The organism is Mesobacillus jeotgali, from assembly GCF_900166585.1.
GTDB classification, from domain to species: domain Bacteria; phylum Bacillota; class Bacilli; order Bacillales; family Cytobacillaceae; genus Mesobacillus; species Mesobacillus jeotgali_A.
In genome coordinates, this window is the sequence record NZ_FVZC01000007.1 from 359551 (window position 1) to 376807 (window position 17257).

A 17257-nucleotide genomic window follows, 5' to 3' on the forward strand; every position below is an offset into this window, starting at 1 on the left:
AAGATCTCCGGAACGGCTTTAACTGTTATTGGTCAGGATCTGCAACTTTCACGATCGCTTTTCCAAGATTCGCACCTTTGAACAAATCCAGAAATGCGTCAATTGTCTTCTCGAAGCCTTCTGTCACTGTTTCTTCATACTTCAATTTCCCTTCTAAAAGCCATGTCGCCAATTCTTTGGCACCTTCGCCAAAGCGGGAGGAATAGTTGCCGACAGTGAAACCTTGCATCAACGAACTTGTTTTGATTAAGTAACCCTGAACCCTCGGCCCAACATCGGGTTCTGCCTTGTTATACGCCGAGATTGCTCCGCAGACAGGAATCCTTGCGAAGTTGTTCAAGAGAGGGAAAATAGAATCGGATATCTCTCCGCCAACGTTCTCAAAATAGACATCGATCCCATCAGGACATGCCTCTTTTAAAGCGGGGCCTACATCCTGTGTATTGTAGTTTATCGCAGCATCAAATCCAAGGTCATCCAGAAGATATTGAACCTTCTCTTCGGAACCAGCAATACCAACGACCCTGGCACCTTTAATTTTTGCGATTTGACCCACAATGGAACCGACAGCTCCTGCTGCCCCGGATACAACAACGGTTTCACCTGCTTTTGGCTTGCCGATATCCAATAATCCAAAGTACGCTGTAAGACCAGTCATGCCTAATACACTTAAGTATGCCGATACAGGTGCCAGATTCGGGTCAATTTTACGTACAGCATTTTCTTGGGCGATGGAGAATTCCTGCCAGCCTAATGAGCCGATTACGAAATCGCCAACTTCAAAAAGGTCTGACTTTGACTCAACTACTTTTCCAATTACACCACTGGAAATGGCTTCATTCAACTTGAACGGCGGGATATAGGATTTGGTGTCATTCATGCGCCCTCGTAAATAAGGATCAACCGAAATATAAATAGTCTGCAAAAGTATTTCTCCTTTTGCCGGTTTCTCTATAGGCACTTCTGCAAATTCGAAGTGGTCATATGAAGGAACTCCAGTTGGTCTCTTTTTAAGCTGTATTTGCTTTTGAATAGTAATCATCCTTTCTAATTGTTCTTTAGCCCTAATATACAGGAAATAAGGGTTCATTCAAATTCATTTGATTTGTTATGGTGGTTTTCATTTACAGGGTTGCTGATGGACATGTAACTGGGGAAACATGGGAAGCACAATCAGATAGGGGAAAATTAGCTCCAGATTGAGCAAATCCATGATATCATGGATGGATTGATGTATGGATCGCCCAAGGCTAAGGCGGCAATCGATATTGTGGTGTGATTTTTTCGGGAAAAGATCCAGGAGCCAATTTATCAAATGGTAGGCGGCCGGTATCATAAAGAGTTCCCGATTACACTTGTGCTCAGCATTGCTGATCCGGAAAAAATGGCCGATGAAGCTGCAGCTATGGCATAGAAGGGCTGTCAATCCTTCAAGATGAGGTTGGAACAAAGGTTTCTGAGGATATCTGGCGGAGGGATTTATCCAGCTGCAAAAATAGCCCACATGGCAGAAATGGCTGGATTAGATTGCCAAATAAGTTATAGGTAGAATCGTCAATTGCGTCAGCAGCAGCTTCCATGTTGCTTTTTCCAAGAAGGTGATTACAAGTGTCGAACTGACGGGACCGTTGAAATTTTCAAAAGACGTATGATGTTCCATACATCAGGCTGACTGAAAAACCTGGGTTGGGCATTGAAATTAATGAAAAGGTGCTGGAGGCTAACTGTATTTCAAGACGTTGTGCAGTAAGGTCCAACACATTGGAATATAAGGTGCAGCCGATAAGGAGGAACTCAAATGGAGATTTTATATCAAGGGATTTTAAAAAATGATTCAGGAACTGAGGAAACATTCACAGTGAGGGAACTGACTCTCGAGGATTTAGATGGGATTCTTGAGGTGCAAAATATAATCATATCCAGCCTTACAGACAGGAATGCATTACAACCGCTGACCGAAGAGGAATATCGCCATATTCTTCAGGGAAACGGAATAATGGCTGGGGCATTTATTGATGATCGCTTGATTGCGTTCAGGGCTCTGCTCGTACCGATGGTGGATGAGGATCATCTTGGAAGGGATATCGGCTTGGGGGAAGAAGAACTGGCCCAAGTGATCTATCAGGAAATATCAAATGTTATTCCGAAGTACCGGGGCAATAAACTTCAGCAGACTCTGGCCATTCTGCTGATGCAGGAATTGAGCAAGCAAGAGCATCAGTACCGGTATGTATGCTGTACAGTGGCTCCATTCAACATTCCAAGTTTAAAGGATAAATTTGCACAGGGTCTGGAAATTGCCGCGCTTAAAGAAAAATATGGCGGAATGCTAAGATATGTATTCGTCAAAGACTTAAGCATGCCTGGAGATCGAGATTGGAATGAAGTCCTCACCATACCAATGGAAGACACCGTCTCCCAGCAGGAAGCCATCTCAGGGGGGTACCGCGGGTTCGATATGGCGGAAGAATCAGGGGTATGGCAGGTTTTGTACGGAAAATAAAATTGTCATCTGAAAAAACAGTGTCTACGTTGTTGCCAGGCACTGTTTATTTTTAAACCGTTCCGTTTTGAGGTGCTTTTTTTAAAATATGTGCCGAAATGACAGTTGTATTGGCAACATTATTGGTAAATAAAAAAGTAAAATTCGCCGTAGTAAAATTGGCGAGTACCTTTATTAGACATACCAAAACCTTATTTAAATAAAACCTCACTTTCATCGTAATCTTTTAAAAAAGATGTCTTTCCTTTATCGAAGAACCAGCAAAAGTAAATAAGCGGAGATTTTCCGGTTAAATTCAGAATGGAGCTTGAATTCGGGCTAAATAAGGGAAGGTTTTCCGCTTATGCACAGCAAAATCATCCATTTTCGAATTTTTCGAGTCAATAGGCGGAATCTCTCCGTCTATTTCAGCCTTTTTTAATATTAATTACTAATTAAGCGGAATTATTCCGTCTACTTATCAGCTCTGGCGCTTAACCTGATCTCCCAACCGATAAGTGCGGGCCCTCTTGATCCTAGAGGCGGAAATCCGCAGCTTATTATCGACTAGCTTATAAGGATCAATAAAACTGGTACTTAAAACGGCATTGCAAATGACAGAAGTTTTGGCCCTCTTTTTAAGTGTACAATACTTATTGTCCTTCATAATAATGATGTCAATTGATATGTCAAACCGTAGAAACCTTGATAAATAAAGAAAAAGACGTATGCTAATTCATACGTCAATTCCTGTGTCTATTAATATGAAAGCACCCGAAAACGGAACCCCTTAGTTTACTTTAGGTCAGCTTTTAACTAAGTAAAATTATCTTGATTCCTCATTAAACCAGGAAGGATTGCTGCATCTTATTGTTGAACTTATTGAATAACAAGCATTTTAGTGGAGTAATTTTCATGAATGGAGAGTCAACATGGAAATCGTATATTTTGCAGGTGGCTGTTTATGGGGAGTACAAGCTTTTATAAAAACGTTACCAGGAGTAAAGTTTACAGAGGCAGGAAGAGCTAATGGAACAAGTGAAACACTTGATGGAGATTATGATGGCTACGCCGAATGTGTAAAAACAGGATTTGATCCAAAGGTTGTCACGATGAGGGAATTAATGGAGTATTTTTTTGAAATCATTGATCCCTACAGTTTGAATAAACAAGGACAGGATGTTGGCAAGAAATACAGAACTGGAGTCTATAGTGAAAAGCCTGAACACTTAATGGAGGCGAGGGCGTTCCTTAGTGAGAGAAATGATTATGACCTTATAGTTGTGGAAGTATTACCTCTTACAAACTATGTGAGAAGTGCAGAAGAACATCAAGATAGGTTATCTAGATGTCCCAATGATTATTGTCACATTCCAGAAGAAGTATTAAATAGGTATAAGTAAGGAGGAATATTAAAAGTGAGTCAAATTTTAGATATTCCAGAAAGACGCTATAGTTTTTGCCGAATCAGGTTATTCCACTATTAAAATAGTATTAGATTAGTAGGCGATACCTACACGTGATTTTATATAAGTGCTTGCTTTTATCTGTTTATAAGTAAAATCTGCTGTATCGACTACGGATATCTTAGCTCCGCCATCCGGCAAAAAATTTCGGTCTATTCGATATCTGCCTACCTTTTCACCATCCGGCAAGTATGTAGGACAAACAATCGTCCAATCCAGAGTTGATTGTTTGAGCATATCGTAAACTTTATGATGTTCTTTCGCTGCACGGGTTGACTTCTGCTTTGATTCACTTGATTGATAACGCAAAGAATTGGGTGTGGTTTTACTTTGCAGAATACCCGCAGTTCCTATGGTTATGATCCGTTTTATACCTTCGTTTTCCATTGCTTCGATAATAAGTGGCATACTTCCAGATAAAGTAGTTGTACCATCGGTATTTAGTGCACTGATCACTATATCAATCCCATACATTGCACGCACTATATCCTCTTTATTTAAAACATTCCCGGTGATAATGGTTAGATTCTCATTATCCATTTGAATCTTTTCAGGACTTCGGACTAATACAATAACATGATGTCTGTCCTGAAGTGCATAAGTAACTATTTGACTGCCAACTCGTCCAGTTGCACCTAAAACTAAAATATTCATGGGAATGTACTCCTTTTGTAAATAATAATACTTTACTATAAAACATATTTTGCTGTCTTGTTCAACGAATGTAAGCTGAAAACTTGGAAGGCTTACTCCCTATGAAGCAATGGCTAGGAAAAGCAATAATGAAAATAGTTTTTGTATAACTAGTCATACATAACATGAAGTTTCTGAAGAGACTTATGCATTTAAATATTCCTGGGAACTGTTTTTGAGCACACGGATAAGCCAGAAGCGCATTGAGGCATAAAATGTACTGCACCCCAAATGTTGGATTCATGTCTAACATTTAAGGGTGCAGAACAAAAGTATTTGCGTGATTCATTCAATGGGTATGGATTTCTATTTTTTTATAGGACGTTCAAGGGTAAGGATTTCGTCCTCCAATGAAGAAAACTGTTGTTCTAAAAGATGCTTGGCATCCAAAACAGCAGCATTATAAAAATGGGGTGCAAGAGACTCTTTTACAAAGTCTAAGACTCTTTCGGCAGCAAACTCCGTTAAATCTTCCCCTTTTTCTTTTAAAAAGAAATCCTGAATCTCATCAATCATTAATTGCTGTTGGTCTTTCGTCAGTCTTATAAACATTCAAAGCACTCCTTTAATTATTTTCTTCCTAACTATACAAGGAGGATTTTTTTAATTGGAGACTTTCAAAAAAAATTTTTTTATGTACAAAAATAATCTTCGGCACAAAGAGAAGATACTGTCTTCTCCATTTTATAGAAATGTTAGCTTATACCGGTAATCCGTAGGAGGCGCTTTTAGTGTTCAGAAATGGGGACAAAGACAGAACCAAAAAACCGCAAAAAATATTGCGGTTCAGGATTTGTCATTTTATCTTTTGCTTAAACTCTTTAATTAATCGCGCTTAAGCTTTATCGTATATGTGCACAGTATTCCTGCCTTGTTGTTTTGCTGCGTAAAGAGCCTGGTCAGCTTCTTCGATTAATTCATGAATTTCTTTGCCGTTAGAAACACTACTTAGGCCTATTGAAACGGTTAATTTTTTATTAGGCTGTGATTCCTCACCGTGGAAGGGATAGGCTTCAACTAGATTGCGAAAACGGTCTGCAACTATGGCAGTATTGGAGATATCATTATCTTGTTGCAGGCATATAATAAATTCCTCTCCCCCGTATCTTGCAAAAACATCCCCATCTCTCATACTGTCCTTTAACAACTTGCCGATATTTTTAAGTACAATATCTCCAGCTGGGTGTCCATGCGTATCATTGTAATTTTTAAAATAATCAACATCTATCATGCCAATGACAAAAGATTTATTAGAAGAGAGTAATTCACCTGCTTTGGTATTAAAATAGCGAAGGTTATATAGGTTTGTCATGCCATCATGCCGCGAATCAAATTCCAATTCTTTTTTAGTTAATAGATTAAGGTTTGTATCATTGTTAATTAGTGCTATGGTCAAAATTGCAATGAACTCAAACACAACCATTATCAGAACGGGAATCAAATTAACCGGAGTGGTTAGAAACATTAATGACGATTTAATAATTTCATAAATTAAAAAGCCGACTAAAAGGTATTTAACATTAAGCAAGGTATAAGGGGGGTTATATGTAATCCTTCTATGAAAAAGGGATCCTACTATATAAGGCAGGAGTATGGACTGTGTCACCCCTTCTATGACAGTCGGACCGCCAAGATCTATGCGATACCATAATGGTAAGATGACAGCGATTATTCCTAATTTCCAGCCCGTTAAAAAGGCAACAAAAAATAAAGGCACACTTCTTAAATCAATTCTCATTCCTTCAAAAAAGAACGGATGATGCATGACCAATAAACTCAATAGGCTTATTGTAACAGGCACAGCCCATATCATCCTGGATGTGTCTCTGATTTTGAGTATGATCACTTCTTTTAACTTTTGCCCAATATACAAGAAAGCAATAATCAAGGTCATGTTCTCTGTAAAAATATCTATAATGTTATGCAAGATGAAACTTCCCCTTTAAAAGACTTCAACCAATTTTAGCAAAACATAGGAAAAAAGTTTATTAAAAAATAAAACTTTCATTTTTTGGTAACTACCTTGATGCGATTAATTATTCTTTCCTATAAGGCAGGGATTTAATTTCAAAACTAGAATCATTGTTTAATATAACCAATGCGCTACTCCAAGCAGGAGTAACTGTGTACACTATTGAATTCCTTCTTAGACAGGAATCTTCAATAAGCAAAAATTAATTTTATTATTTCGACAAGGAGGTATTAATTTGAAAAATAACTTCAGAAAGTCATCAACCGACAAGTCGATAGCTGGTGTTTGCGGAGGGATAGCTGAGTATTTCGGTATATCTTCTTTGTTAGTAAGACTAATATTTATTTTCTTACCTGGTGCTAATATCCTAATATATTTAATTCTTGTTAATACGATGGCTGATAGTCCTCCGTCGTTATATTAAATGTAAAGTCGCTTTATTACTGTAAAATTACAGTTGCTTAACAAATCGCAGGAAAAGACAGAATTTCCAACCCAGTGGAGAATTTTATAGGTATAGAGATAAATAGGGGGCAATATTCAGAAGCTAATTTGGGGGACTAATACATGCTGGAATTTGAAACAAATATCGATCAATTTGCCACAATAAAAGTAATTGGGGTTGGCGGTGGCGGAAATAATGCCGTGAACAGGATGATTGAGGATGGCGTGCAGGGAGTAGAGTTCATTTCTGTGAATACAGATGCGCAGGCTCTTAACATGTCAAAAGCGGAGGTCACCATGCAAATCGGCGGTTCGCTGACCAGGGGCCTGGGGGCAGGCGCAAATCCTGAAATCGGCAGAAAGGCTGTTGAGGAAAGCAGGAAGCAGATCAGGGACGCCCTGGAAGGCGCGGACATGGTGTTCGTAACAGCCGGAATGGGAGGCGGAACCGGGACTGGAGCTGCGCCGGAGATTGCCCATATTGCGCGTGAACTTGGCGCACTTACAATTGGAGTGGTGACTCGTCCGTTCACTTTTGAAGGCCGCAAGCGGGCACAAAATGCGGCAGCCGGAATTGAAGAGATGAAGAAAGCCGTTAATACCTTAATCATCATTCCAAACGAGCGCTTGCTGCAAATCGTCGACAAGAAAACACCTATGATTCAAGCCTTCCGTGAGGCGGACAATGTACTCAGGCAGGGTGTCCAGGGGATTTCCGACTTGATTGCCGTGCCAGGCTTGATCAACCTGGATTTTGCTGACGTGAAAACGATCATGTCAAACAAAGGGACGGCGCTTATGGGCATCGGAGTTGCTTCAGGCGAAAACCGGGCGGCCGATGCTGCCAAAAAAGCCATCTCCTCGCCATTGCTGGAAACAAGCATTAATGGCGCTAAAGGAGTGCTGATGAACATCACGGGCGGCATGAACCTCAGTTTGTATGAAGTCCAGGAAGCAGCCGATATTGTGGCGGCCGCAACAGATGACCAGCTTAACATGATTTTTGGGTCAGTCATCAATGAAAACCTGACAAATGAAATCATGGTGACCGTGATAGCGACCGGCTTCGATCATGATGTGGAGGAAACTCAGCAATCGAATTCATCGCGACGTCCTGGAGACATGATTGCGAATTCACGCGAGCAATACCAGTCTCAATCGAGAAAACGAGAGCGTATCGCACATGCAGACTCGGGAAATTACGGCTCAGCCCAGAACCACAGACAGTCCGGCAGCTACGACCAATCCGGCCATTACAGCAAGCCGCCTGTATACGAAGAGTCTGCCGATTACGAACGGGGTTCTCAGCAGCCAGACGACTCGCTTGATATCCCCTCGTTTTTGCGAAAGCGAAACAGAAGGCGTTAAACCAACAAACAAAAGGCCAAATCATTTGCGATTTGGCCTTTTACCATTAATTCTGCCAATTTAACGGTTGATTTAAATGAGCATCATATTTGCGTGTTTGAAAAAATGAGTAAAAAAATAAAAACCGTCCAGCTGTCTGAACGGTAAAAATTGAATGAGGAGTATTAATAAATGACATTCATATTCCTGTTTTGACACCAATGCCTACTAAAATTAAGCCAGTTGATTTTTGGAATACTTTTTGGAATTTGGAGTTATGCAGCCATTTTTTTGCATAATCAATAACATAAACAAGGGTCAGAAACCATAATACAGCCAGCGAAGTCAGAATGGATGCTAACACAATCAATTGCTGATCTACATTTCCATTCAAATTGATAAATTGAGGCATGACAGTTATATAAACCAAAACTGTCTTAGGATTAAGAACATTACTAAGTAAGGCTTGCATAAAGGATTCTTTATAATGGCGAGCAGGAGAATTGGCAGCTGCATTTGCTTGTGCTTGCATTTCCTCTAGAGAAAACACACTTTTAGCAAAAAAACTTTTTATACCCAAATAAATCAAGTAGGCAGCTCCCATATATTTGATTGTACTAAAAAGAATTACAGACTTTGCAATGACCACAGATAACCCAAGTATAGCAACAAGCGTCCAAAAAGAAAGCCCCGTTGCCATTCCGAGAACCGTAAAACGTCCTGCTCGAGGGCCATAACTTAGAGTGTTTTTAACCAGCAGCATAGTATCAGCTCCGGGTATAACCACCATCATAGCAGCAATTGATATGTAGGTTAGGATGCTATCCATTTTGTTTCCCCCTTCCTTTTCTAATAGTGACTACAAAAGTAACTACTATGCAAGTGTATCAGAAGTATTTGGAAATAATCAACTGATTTTGATAAAATATTAGTTACTAAGGTAGCGTCTAATATTGTGTTGGAGGGTTTATGAAAGAAACCATTTTAGAAACGTTAAAAAACTTAAATTTTACTGAATATGAAGCAAAAGCGTATCTTACTTTACTGGAGGACTCACCATTAACCGGCTATGCCGTGGCGAAAAACTCCGGAGTACCACGTTCAAAAATATATGAAGTCCTTGAGAATCTCACCATACGAGGAGATATTCTTGTCAGTCCCGGGAATACACCACAATACACACCTGTCCCTGCAAAGGAGCTTATTAAAAATCGCCGTAAGAAAGCAGAAGAGAATTTTGAACTTGCGGAAAAATCATTAGCGGAGTTCGAACGCTCTGAAAATGATCGAGGAAATATATGGAATATAATGGGACGAAGTGAAATATTAGATAAAGTGAAAGATTGTATAGTATCAGCCAAAAAAAGAATTCTTTTAGAGATTTGGAAAGAGGAATTTGAAGAATTAGAGTCTGAACTGAGACATGCAGCAAAAAGAGGGGTCACCGTAACGATTATAACTTATGGGAAGATCGTCTCTGATTTTGCTAATGTATATCACCATTATATGGGGGATAAAATCACAGAAGAGTATGGCGGACGATGGATTGTTATTAGTGGAGATGACTCAGAGGTCGTGGCAGGTATTGTCTCGCTGAGCGAAGACAGCCGAGCGGCGTGGACCATGCATGTAGGTTTAGTCATGCCGATTACAGAATTCGTGATTCATGATTTGTATCTCATGGAAATCATGGAGAAGCATAGAGAACTATTGGAAGAAAGCTTTGGGAAAAACCTCGTGAATTTACGCAAAAAGTTTTCCATCCATCCAGATTTTAAAAAACACTATGTAAAATAATTGTCTGGTTTTTATAACATAAGAAGAACAACATTTTCTCAAGTAAAAGGTATACAGAGGATACAGTTCTTTGGTCATATGTTTATGGTAGTTTTAAAGAGACGATATTAGCCATTTTGATCAGAGCGGGGTCTCCATCGGCTTTCATCTACAGTTTGTTAAATGGTTTGTATATTTAGTCCTCTGGTTGTTCTTTTTTTATGGATTCATTATTGGGGTGAGTTGAATAAAGAGGCAGAATGAGAATGGAAAAAATATAATTTGATAAAATCCGCTTATTATCAGCCCTGTATGTTATACTGGAAACGAACCTTTTTACAATACCAGTTCCATCTCCCTGCTCAAACTTTGAGCGGGGTTTTTTTATGGAGAAAAATATATTTAGGAAATAAAAAAACAGGCTCTATAAAAAGAGCCTGTTTGTAAAATCGATTTAAGATTAAGCTTTTTGAACGTTAGCAGCTTGAGCTCCACGAGCACCTTGCTCAACGTCAAACGTTACTTTTTGACCTTCGTCTAAAGACTTGAAACCCTCACTTTGGATAGCAGAGAAGTGTACGAATACGTCGTCTCCATTTTCACGTTCGATGAAGCCGAAGCCTTTTTCTGCATTAAACCATTTAACTGTACCTTGTTCCATTTTTGTTGCCTCCTAGTGCGTTACCGCACAACGTATTACTATCCTTGCCCAAAGTGATCATCAAGACGAAAAGTTTTGATACTTATACAATCCTTTACACCGAACAAAAATAATTCTTATTCATCATAACAAGAAACGAAAGATAAAGCAAATCATCGCCGCCACAATATAAATGGTCCATATGAAACTGCAAGGATGCTTTATGGTCCTTGAACGAACAAATGCATTGATACAAGAGGGTTCAATACTTTTTTGAATTTCACCTCATCAACGAACGGGGCAGGATATAATGAAATATTTGGAACTTTTTTTAAAACATATGACTAAACAGTAAGAGGGCAGATAGAAGAAAAGTTTTTACCACTTTTTTAACTTTAGTTGTGTTAGTAATAGGGATGATTTGGAGGAGAGATAGTATCAACACAAGCATAAAGTGAGTACAGAAAATACTGAGTTAATGGTCATATCATCATAAATTTTTATATTGTGAAAATACAGTTATCATTCACTCGCGGCTACGTTGATCCAGCAGGATTAACGGCCTTTTTTGTGGAATTCTTTAGTATGCTTACAGAGCAGGATAGTTGAATTTCCGCGGCGGTTGCGCAATAAAAGAAATACTAATAGGAGAAGTTGATTGTATTTATGCACCAGAAAAATGTTCGCCAGGTAAACTAAAATAAATCTGAGCTAATAAAAAGATAAAGAATTTTACTAAGGGAATGTTCTTGTAATCAATTGAATTTGAAGACGAATTATTTTTAGAGTGATTCCATAATAGTCATTACATAGCTTAATAGCTTTGTTTCACGAATATAAGGAATGGAGCGGAAATACATATGAGTAATTGTTTATGGTTACGGGGGATTAATGAAAATCATTGAAAAAACATATGTAATTATAGAAGAAGTTAATTTATTGCCTAGCTTATTAGGTCAGGGCTATTGAGCGTTTAGGGTATCAAGAGATGATTGCGAGCTTGCGGATAACTTTGCCTGTGTTCTCGATTATTGTGGTACGTGTTTATCAACATAAGGCTGCAAAACTATTTGGTTCTTCCCCCTAGTTTCACAACATAGAAATTCTTGGCTAGTAGAGTAATTCAAATGGCTGGATTATATGTTACTTGAAAGCGGTGATACGATGAAAGCAATTATTATAGGCGCAGGCATCGGAGGGCTTAGCACAGCCATTGCCCTCCGCAAAATCGGGATCGAAGTGAAAGTATTTGAAAGCAAGCATGAAGTGCGTTTCGCAGGTGCAGGTCTCGGAATCGGCGCGAATGCTCTCAGGGCATTGCAGCAGCTGGGTGTGGGCGATCAGGTAGTACGGGAAGGGAAGGTCTTGGATGAACTTCGCATCTTATCATCTGCAGGGAAAATCCTTCAACGGACGGATACAACAATAATTAGCACCAAGTATGGACTTGACAATGTTTCGATTGAGCGAGGAAAGCTTCTGGAGTTGCTGATGTGCGCTTTAGGTCAGGCACAAATTGTCCAAACCGGAAAGACTTGCAGGCGTTTTGAACAAAATGCCTATGGGGTGAAAGTTTGGTTTGAAGACGGTTCAACGGAGGAAGGAGATTTGCTGATCGCTGCGGATGGCATTCACTCCGCCATTCGTGAAACACTAATGCCTAATGCAAAACCACGGTATGCGGGATACACCTGTTGGAGGGCGGTTGTTCAGGCCGGACCCGACTTAAAGGGTTATGATCAGAAAGTCTTTATAGAAACCTGGGGCCGCAGGGGACGCTTTGGTTTGGTTCCTTTGCCAGACAACCGGATCTATTGGTTTGCCTGCGTTAATGCCAAAGCCGGGGATTCTCAATTAAGAACCTTTTCTGTACAGAACTTGATCAAGATATTTGATGGGTACCATGAGCCGATCCCTGGCATACTGGCACAAACGTCTGATCACCAATTGCTCCATCATGATATTTATGATCTGCCGCCAATCCACCGCTTTGTATTTGGGAACATAGTTTTGCTCGGTGACTCGGCCCATGCCATGACCCCCAATCTGGGACAAGGAGCAGGACAGTCTATTGAAGATGCAGTCATCCTCGCAGGTCATTTAAAAAGAAGCCCGACAATTAAAGAGGCATTGAAAAGATATGAACACGAACGAACTGCGCGGACCAGTGTAATTACCAGAATGTCAAAGCGGGTTGGAATGGTGGCACAGTTGAATGACCGAGTTTCTGTGACTCTTCGAGATGCACTATTCCCGCATATTCCAGCCAGGGTTATGGAAAAACAGCTGAAATACCTGTACGAAGTGAGGCTTGAAGGACTTCTGTAAATGATTTTCTTTTATGAAGGCAGGAGAAGTTTATAATCGGTGCTTTGTTCCTTGAATTATTCGTTATGACTGGAAGAGACTTCTATTTAGCCAAAGTAGATCATCCACCTAATTTTACTCTGTTAAAGATGTTTATAAAGACGGGGAACAAAAGTTTAAACAGGCAAAGGCTACAAGGTAATTGATTATAATCAACTCGATGGACTTACTAACTTCAGGTTTGTCTAATAAAAGTCCAACTAAAAAGGAGGAACTTATGAGGTATCTAAACATTGTATATCTCGTATTGCTAATGATTTTGGCATCTTGTTCTCCTGAAGAGCAACCAGGAACATATTCACTGATAATTGTTTCTGGTGAAGAGAATATAAGTGAAACATTTACAAAATATATCGGCGTTTCCTTAATTGAATATGAGCATTTAACTAGTCTCGAGGCAGCACAAGTAAAATATCCAAACTACGATATAGAGAAAGCCCCCGCAATTTTGATATTCAGAGACAACGGAGCAGAATTAAAAAAGCTACAGTTGAAAACATATGATATTGAAGAGGCGAAGGAATGGTTAGAAGATACACTTTAAAATCGTTTTTTTAACATATTGAAACGTGAATCCAGGCAAATTTCTTTCTAAGCTTATGATGCCAATTTGTAAAAGAAGGCATTTTTGTTAGTTTTGTTGAATCATATATTTACATAAAGTGGAAAGGGGAGGTCATATGAAGGGGATTCGAATATCGAAAGTTACTATCTTATCACTTTTGTTTTTATTAACAAGTACCCTATTATTAGGATGCAAGAATAGTGATGATTTACATGTTAAGCAAAGTTCGGCAGAGGGAGTTGAAACCGATGCTGAAAAGTCAGAGCAAGATATTTCAGAATTGACAAATCAAATAGAGTCACTTCAAACGCAAACCGAATCCTTGAATCAGCAAAATCAATATTTAGTGGATGTTATTAAAAGGATAGTAGAAGATTTTTCTGATGAAGAAATGTTGGAGTTTGCCCGAAGTCAGTTTATTTATGATTTACAAATTAATGGAAAAACCATTCCCGAGAATGGAGAATTGGCTATTTCTTCAGGGAATGTGGAAATTTTATTATCACAAAGAAGTATGGGTTACGATATTTTACAACCTGATTGGTTAGAAAAGGGAAAAATTAGTGGGGACTAAATTTTGATACTACTCATTGGACTGCAACAGGAAGAGATGGTACTGTCAATACAGCCAGAGGTTATGAAGCAACAAATGTCAAAGCAGGAGAACGGATATCCTTTAAAATTACGGATGAATTGAAAGAACGACTAAACCTTGATACAAATTTAATACAAATTGAAGTTAACTAATATTTTTTTGACACTTAGTAATAGTAGAAGATTATATTCCATAAAAGCTCGATTATGAAAGATTGTACGAGAACACACAAAAAATGGCGTGCCAGGACTGTAATCAGTTCACACGCCATTTTTTGTGTTTAAATTGGTTCATTACTGTTGGATGTTCATCTCACGGATGGTTTCCTGGCTTGCAATGGCAGGGTAAACCGGCTCAGGGTCTGACCTTTCCTGCAATCTAACGGGCAGGCTTTGGATTGATTGGATGACTGCATCAAGCTTGGCTTCGATTCGCTGCAGCAAGTACAGTGTCACAACAATCGGGAACCCAACTTCGCTGATGAACGGAATCAGCTGCTCCATGTGCGATTCCTCCTTTCTTGTATTTAAAACAAGAGCCGGTCTCATGAATTAGACCGGCTCATGCTTATTAGATTAGCTCATAGTCAGTTACATTGCGTTCGATGACACGAGCGCTATCAACGGCGACCAGGGTGCCATTGGTTGGAAGGAACGCGTTGGAAGCAATGATTTGTTCCATTGCCCGCTTGACTGCTGCTGGATCAATGGGCTCCTTAGGGTTATCAACCGCCAGCTTGGTAAACTTGCCAAGATCAGTAGCGAATTGCAACTCAAGTGTTTTAGCCATGTTTTTCACCTCCTATTAAATTGGTAGAATGCCAGATTAGATGATATCGAAGCTGTCGTTACGCTCCACAGAGCTTAATAAGTCTGCGCTAAGCCCGCCAAGAGCCACAGCTGCTTGCTGTACCTGGTCAGGAGTAGCTTCCTTTCTCACATAACGGTACGTCTTACCCTTGAAGATCGGCTCGCCCTTTTCATCAAGCCCAGCCTCAAACATCAGCCTCATATTCGAATCCTTCAACATTGCCATTGCCATTTGCCTCACCTCCTTTCACCTTCTATATACAGGCGGGGAAGGGAAAAGGACAGGGTGGGAAAATCTTTTTAGGAACTTAGTAGATTGACCGATTGCTATTGGACAAACCTAGAGGGGAGGAATAAGAAAGTGTCCGATAGAAGGGCTCTATCGGACACTCCGGAAGGAAAAGAAGGAAAAAGTGTCCAATAGAAGGGCTGTATCGGACAATCCGGGTGGAGAGGAAGGAGAAAGTGTCCAATAGAAAGGCTCTATCGGACAAACCGGGTGGAGAGGAAGGAAGAAGTGTCCAATAGAGGGGCTCTATCGGACAAACCGGGTGGAGAGGAAGGAAGAAGTGTCCAATAGAGGGGCTCTATCGGACAAACCGGGTGGAGAGGAAGGAAGAAGTGTCCAATAGAAGGACTCTATCGGACAAACCGGGTGGAGAGGAAGGAAGAAGTGTCCAATAGAAGGACTCTACAGGATCCTCCTGGCGGAATAAAAGGGAAGATTCGATTGTTTTTATTCAGGCATAAAAAAGCATTCCTGTTCAAACCAGGAATGCCTTCTGGATGTTATAAAAGCGCCTCGGCAATCAGCCTATCGAACTTCCGGATGTCGACGCCTTTTTTCAGGTTGACCTTGATATGGCCTGCTCTCGTCCATAGTTCCACCTCGGCGTTCATATCAAACAGACTGCCGGCGTTTTCGGTGGACCACATATTGATGGATGAGTAGGGAAGGGAGTAGATTTCGACCTTTTTTCCTGTAAGGCCTTGGGCGTCCCTAACAATCAATCGTTTATTGGTAAAGATTGCGCTGTCGCGAATGGTTTTGTAAGCTGCGATTGCTTTTTCGCCTTCGACCAAGAGTCCATCCACATCGTTTGGTATCGGGCATTCAGAAATGAATGTCCATGCTAAAATTGCTTGAGTTGCGACCATTTCGATAACCTCCTGAAATAAGTATCTTCCCTTCTTTTATTCTGTATTTTAATGGGAATACCTGCTAAATCTTTTTCTTTTTCCAGGGTCTTAAAAAGGAAATAATAAAGATGAAAATGGTGACGGCAACTTGAAAATAGACTGCACTTTGTCTTGTTTCGTGATTCTGGATGAAAATAGGATTACTTAATGCTGCTTCCTTTTGTGTCTCGAGTAACTCCATATTTTCGACCATCAGCTCGTCCACTACAAAAATCCCGACAATTGTTTGAATGATATACAGCAGGAATTTCACGCCAATCCATTTGTGCTTGAAAAATCCCCAATTGGTGAAGAAGCCATATATGAAGCCGACCAGCAGGGTTCCAATCGCACCCCATCTGACAATATGGTCACTGATCGTGACGATGTTTTTGTAGCCAAGGTAGGCCTCGTCATATTGAGTGAAATCAATATGGAGATTTAACGCTACGGAGCTCAAAATCCCCCCAAAGAATAACACCACCAGAAAGACGTGCATCATTTTTAACCATCTCAAGCCCTTAGGCCCTATTTTTTTCATGTCATACCTCCAGGTTGCTTTATGATGCTTCCTATTATAGAAGGAGGTGGACAATCCAATAATGTTCCGCAGCCTTAAACATCTGTACGACTGTGGACTTATTTTTCATTTTTTTTTTGGGAGGGGGTAGAAGAAAAAAGTATCCGATAGATACCAAAAAAGGACAACGTTCTCGGACATCGCCCCATGCTTCCTACCGTATTGATTTGGATTTTGTTTTCGGGTAGTATGGTATTACTATTTTATGGAAGGGTGACTTGGGGCGATGATGAACTAATCCTGTTTAAGAATGAATTGGAATACATCAATCTTTCTGGATAGGGTTAGGCCTGCCTTCTGAGAACTCAATGTTAATGATGAATATACCGTGGTATGTTCTGT

At 40.0% G+C, this 17257-nt stretch carries 19 protein-coding genes and 1 pseudogene; 9 read left to right on the top strand and 11 right to left on the bottom strand.

Annotated elements, in window-relative coordinates; translation table 11 throughout:
- Positions 1 to 25 precede the first annotated feature (25 nt).
- The gene (locus tag B5X77_RS03235; protein ID WP_079505860.1) at positions 26 to 1042 is read right to left on the bottom strand and encodes an NADP-dependent oxidoreductase; all 1017 of its coding nucleotides are present in this window, start codon (positions 1040 to 1042) and stop codon (positions 26 to 28) included.
- A gap of 89 nt (positions 1043 to 1131) precedes the next feature.
- Between B5X77_RS03235 and B5X77_RS23610 the strand changes: the two are divergent.
- The 3 genes and pseudogenes from B5X77_RS23610 to B5X77_RS03245 all read left to right on the top strand — a co-directional run.
- A pseudogene (locus B5X77_RS23610) lies at positions 1132 to 1750 on the top strand (enolase C-terminal domain-like protein); the annotation flags it as partial.
- A gap of 48 nt (positions 1751 to 1798) precedes the next feature.
- Positions 1799 to 2503, top strand: a complete 705-nt coding sequence (locus tag B5X77_RS03240) for a GNAT family N-acetyltransferase (RefSeq protein WP_079505045.1) — start codon at positions 1799 to 1801, stop codon at positions 2501 to 2503.
- A gap of 911 nt (positions 2504 to 3414) precedes the next feature.
- Positions 3415 to 3885: a peptide-methionine (S)-S-oxide reductase gene (locus tag B5X77_RS03245; protein ID WP_079505047.1), complete on the top strand. Its 471-nt coding sequence runs from the start codon at positions 3415 to 3417 to the stop codon at positions 3883 to 3885.
- A gap of 96 nt (positions 3886 to 3981) precedes the next feature.
- Here the strand turns inward: B5X77_RS03245 and B5X77_RS03250 are convergent, their stop codons facing one another.
- From B5X77_RS03250 to B5X77_RS03260, 3 genes are all read right to left on the bottom strand, one after another.
- Positions 3982 to 4602 carry an NAD(P)-dependent oxidoreductase gene (locus tag B5X77_RS03250; RefSeq protein ID WP_079505049.1) on the bottom strand — a complete coding sequence of 207 codons (621 nt, stop codon included), beginning with the start codon at positions 4600 to 4602 and terminating at the stop codon, positions 3982 to 3984.
- A 345-nt stretch (positions 4603 to 4947) separates the two neighbouring features.
- Positions 4948 to 5193 carry a DUF2164 domain-containing protein gene (locus B5X77_RS03255; RefSeq protein ID WP_079505051.1) on the bottom strand — a complete coding sequence of 82 codons (246 nt, stop codon included), beginning with the start codon at positions 5191 to 5193 and terminating at the stop codon, positions 4948 to 4950.
- Between the two features lie 283 nt (positions 5194 to 5476).
- The gene (locus tag B5X77_RS03260; RefSeq protein ID WP_257391703.1) at positions 5477 to 6568 is read right to left on the bottom strand and encodes a GGDEF domain-containing protein; all 1092 of its coding nucleotides are present in this window, start codon (positions 6566 to 6568) and stop codon (positions 5477 to 5479) included.
- A gap of 280 nt (positions 6569 to 6848) precedes the next feature.
- Between B5X77_RS03260 and B5X77_RS03265 the strand changes: the two genes are divergently transcribed.
- Complete coding sequence (locus tag B5X77_RS03265; RefSeq protein WP_079505053.1) at positions 6849 to 7037, top strand: PspC domain-containing protein; 189 nt, start codon at positions 6849 to 6851, stop codon at positions 7035 to 7037.
- A 143-nt stretch (positions 7038 to 7180) separates the two neighbouring features.
- Positions 7181 to 8425 (top strand): cell division protein FtsZ, encoded by a 1245-nt coding sequence (gene ftsZ / locus B5X77_RS03270; protein WP_079505055.1) that lies wholly within the window; start codon positions 7181 to 7183, stop codon positions 8423 to 8425.
- A 178-nt stretch (positions 8426 to 8603) separates the two neighbouring features.
- Here the strand turns inward: ftsZ and B5X77_RS03275 are convergent, their stop codons facing one another.
- Positions 8604 to 9233: a homoserine/threonine efflux transporter gene (locus B5X77_RS03275; protein WP_079505057.1), complete on the bottom strand. Its 630-nt coding sequence runs from the start codon at positions 9231 to 9233 to the stop codon at positions 8604 to 8606.
- Between the two features lie 140 nt (positions 9234 to 9373).
- Here B5X77_RS03275 and B5X77_RS03280 point away from each other — a divergent pair, with 140 nt between their 5' ends.
- Positions 9374 to 10201, top strand: a complete 828-nt coding sequence (locus B5X77_RS03280; protein ID WP_079505059.1) for a TrmB family transcriptional regulator — start codon at positions 9374 to 9376, stop codon at positions 10199 to 10201.
- Between the two features lie 439 nt (positions 10202 to 10640).
- On the opposite strand, the gene cspC is transcribed toward B5X77_RS03280, so the two are convergent.
- On the bottom strand, positions 10641 to 10841 hold the full coding sequence (gene cspC / locus B5X77_RS03285; RefSeq protein ID WP_010331195.1) for a cold shock protein CspC: 201 nt from the start codon (positions 10839 to 10841) through the stop codon (positions 10641 to 10643).
- A gap of 1143 nt (positions 10842 to 11984) precedes the next feature.
- Between cspC and B5X77_RS03290 the strand changes: the two genes are divergently transcribed.
- The 3 genes from B5X77_RS03290 to B5X77_RS03300 all read left to right on the top strand — a co-directional run bounded on the left by B5X77_RS03290 (position 11985) and on the right by B5X77_RS03300 (position 14326).
- Positions 11985 to 13148 carry an FAD-dependent monooxygenase gene (locus B5X77_RS03290; RefSeq protein WP_176167218.1) on the top strand — a complete coding sequence of 388 codons (1164 nt, stop codon included), beginning with the start codon at positions 11985 to 11987 and terminating at the stop codon, positions 13146 to 13148.
- Positions 13149 to 13404: 256 nt separating this feature from the next.
- Positions 13405 to 13731: a hypothetical protein gene (locus tag B5X77_RS03295; RefSeq protein ID WP_079505063.1), complete on the top strand. Its 327-nt coding sequence runs from the start codon at positions 13405 to 13407 to the stop codon at positions 13729 to 13731.
- A 136-nt stretch (positions 13732 to 13867) separates the two neighbouring features.
- Complete coding sequence (locus tag B5X77_RS03300) at positions 13868 to 14326, top strand: hypothetical protein (RefSeq protein WP_079505065.1); 459 nt, start codon at positions 13868 to 13870, stop codon at positions 14324 to 14326.
- A gap of 314 nt (positions 14327 to 14640) precedes the next feature.
- Here the strand turns inward: B5X77_RS03300 and B5X77_RS23965 are convergent, their stop codons facing one another.
- The 5 genes from B5X77_RS23965 to B5X77_RS03325 all read right to left on the bottom strand — a co-directional run bounded on the left by B5X77_RS23965 (position 14641) and on the right by B5X77_RS03325 (position 16876).
- Entirely contained in the window at positions 14641 to 14850 is a 210-nt protein-coding gene (locus B5X77_RS23965; RefSeq protein WP_079505067.1) for a YvrJ family protein, read from the bottom strand.
- Between the two features lie 67 nt (positions 14851 to 14917).
- Positions 14918 to 15136 carry a DUF2922 domain-containing protein gene (locus B5X77_RS03310; protein WP_079505069.1) on the bottom strand — a complete coding sequence of 73 codons (219 nt, stop codon included), beginning with the start codon at positions 15134 to 15136 and terminating at the stop codon, positions 14918 to 14920.
- 36 nt (positions 15137 to 15172) lie between these two features.
- Entirely contained in the window at positions 15173 to 15388 is a 216-nt protein-coding gene (locus B5X77_RS03315) for a DUF1659 domain-containing protein (RefSeq protein WP_079505071.1), read from the bottom strand.
- A 557-nt stretch (positions 15389 to 15945) separates the two neighbouring features.
- Positions 15946 to 16314: a PH domain-containing protein gene (locus B5X77_RS03320; protein WP_079505073.1), complete on the bottom strand. Its 369-nt coding sequence runs from the start codon at positions 16312 to 16314 to the stop codon at positions 15946 to 15948.
- Positions 16315 to 16378: 64 nt separating this feature from the next.
- A complete protein-coding gene (locus tag B5X77_RS03325) occupies positions 16379 to 16876 on the bottom strand; it encodes a DUF2269 family protein (RefSeq protein WP_079505075.1) in 498 nt (165 codons plus the stop codon).
- Between the last annotated feature and the right edge of the window lie 381 nt (positions 16877 to 17257).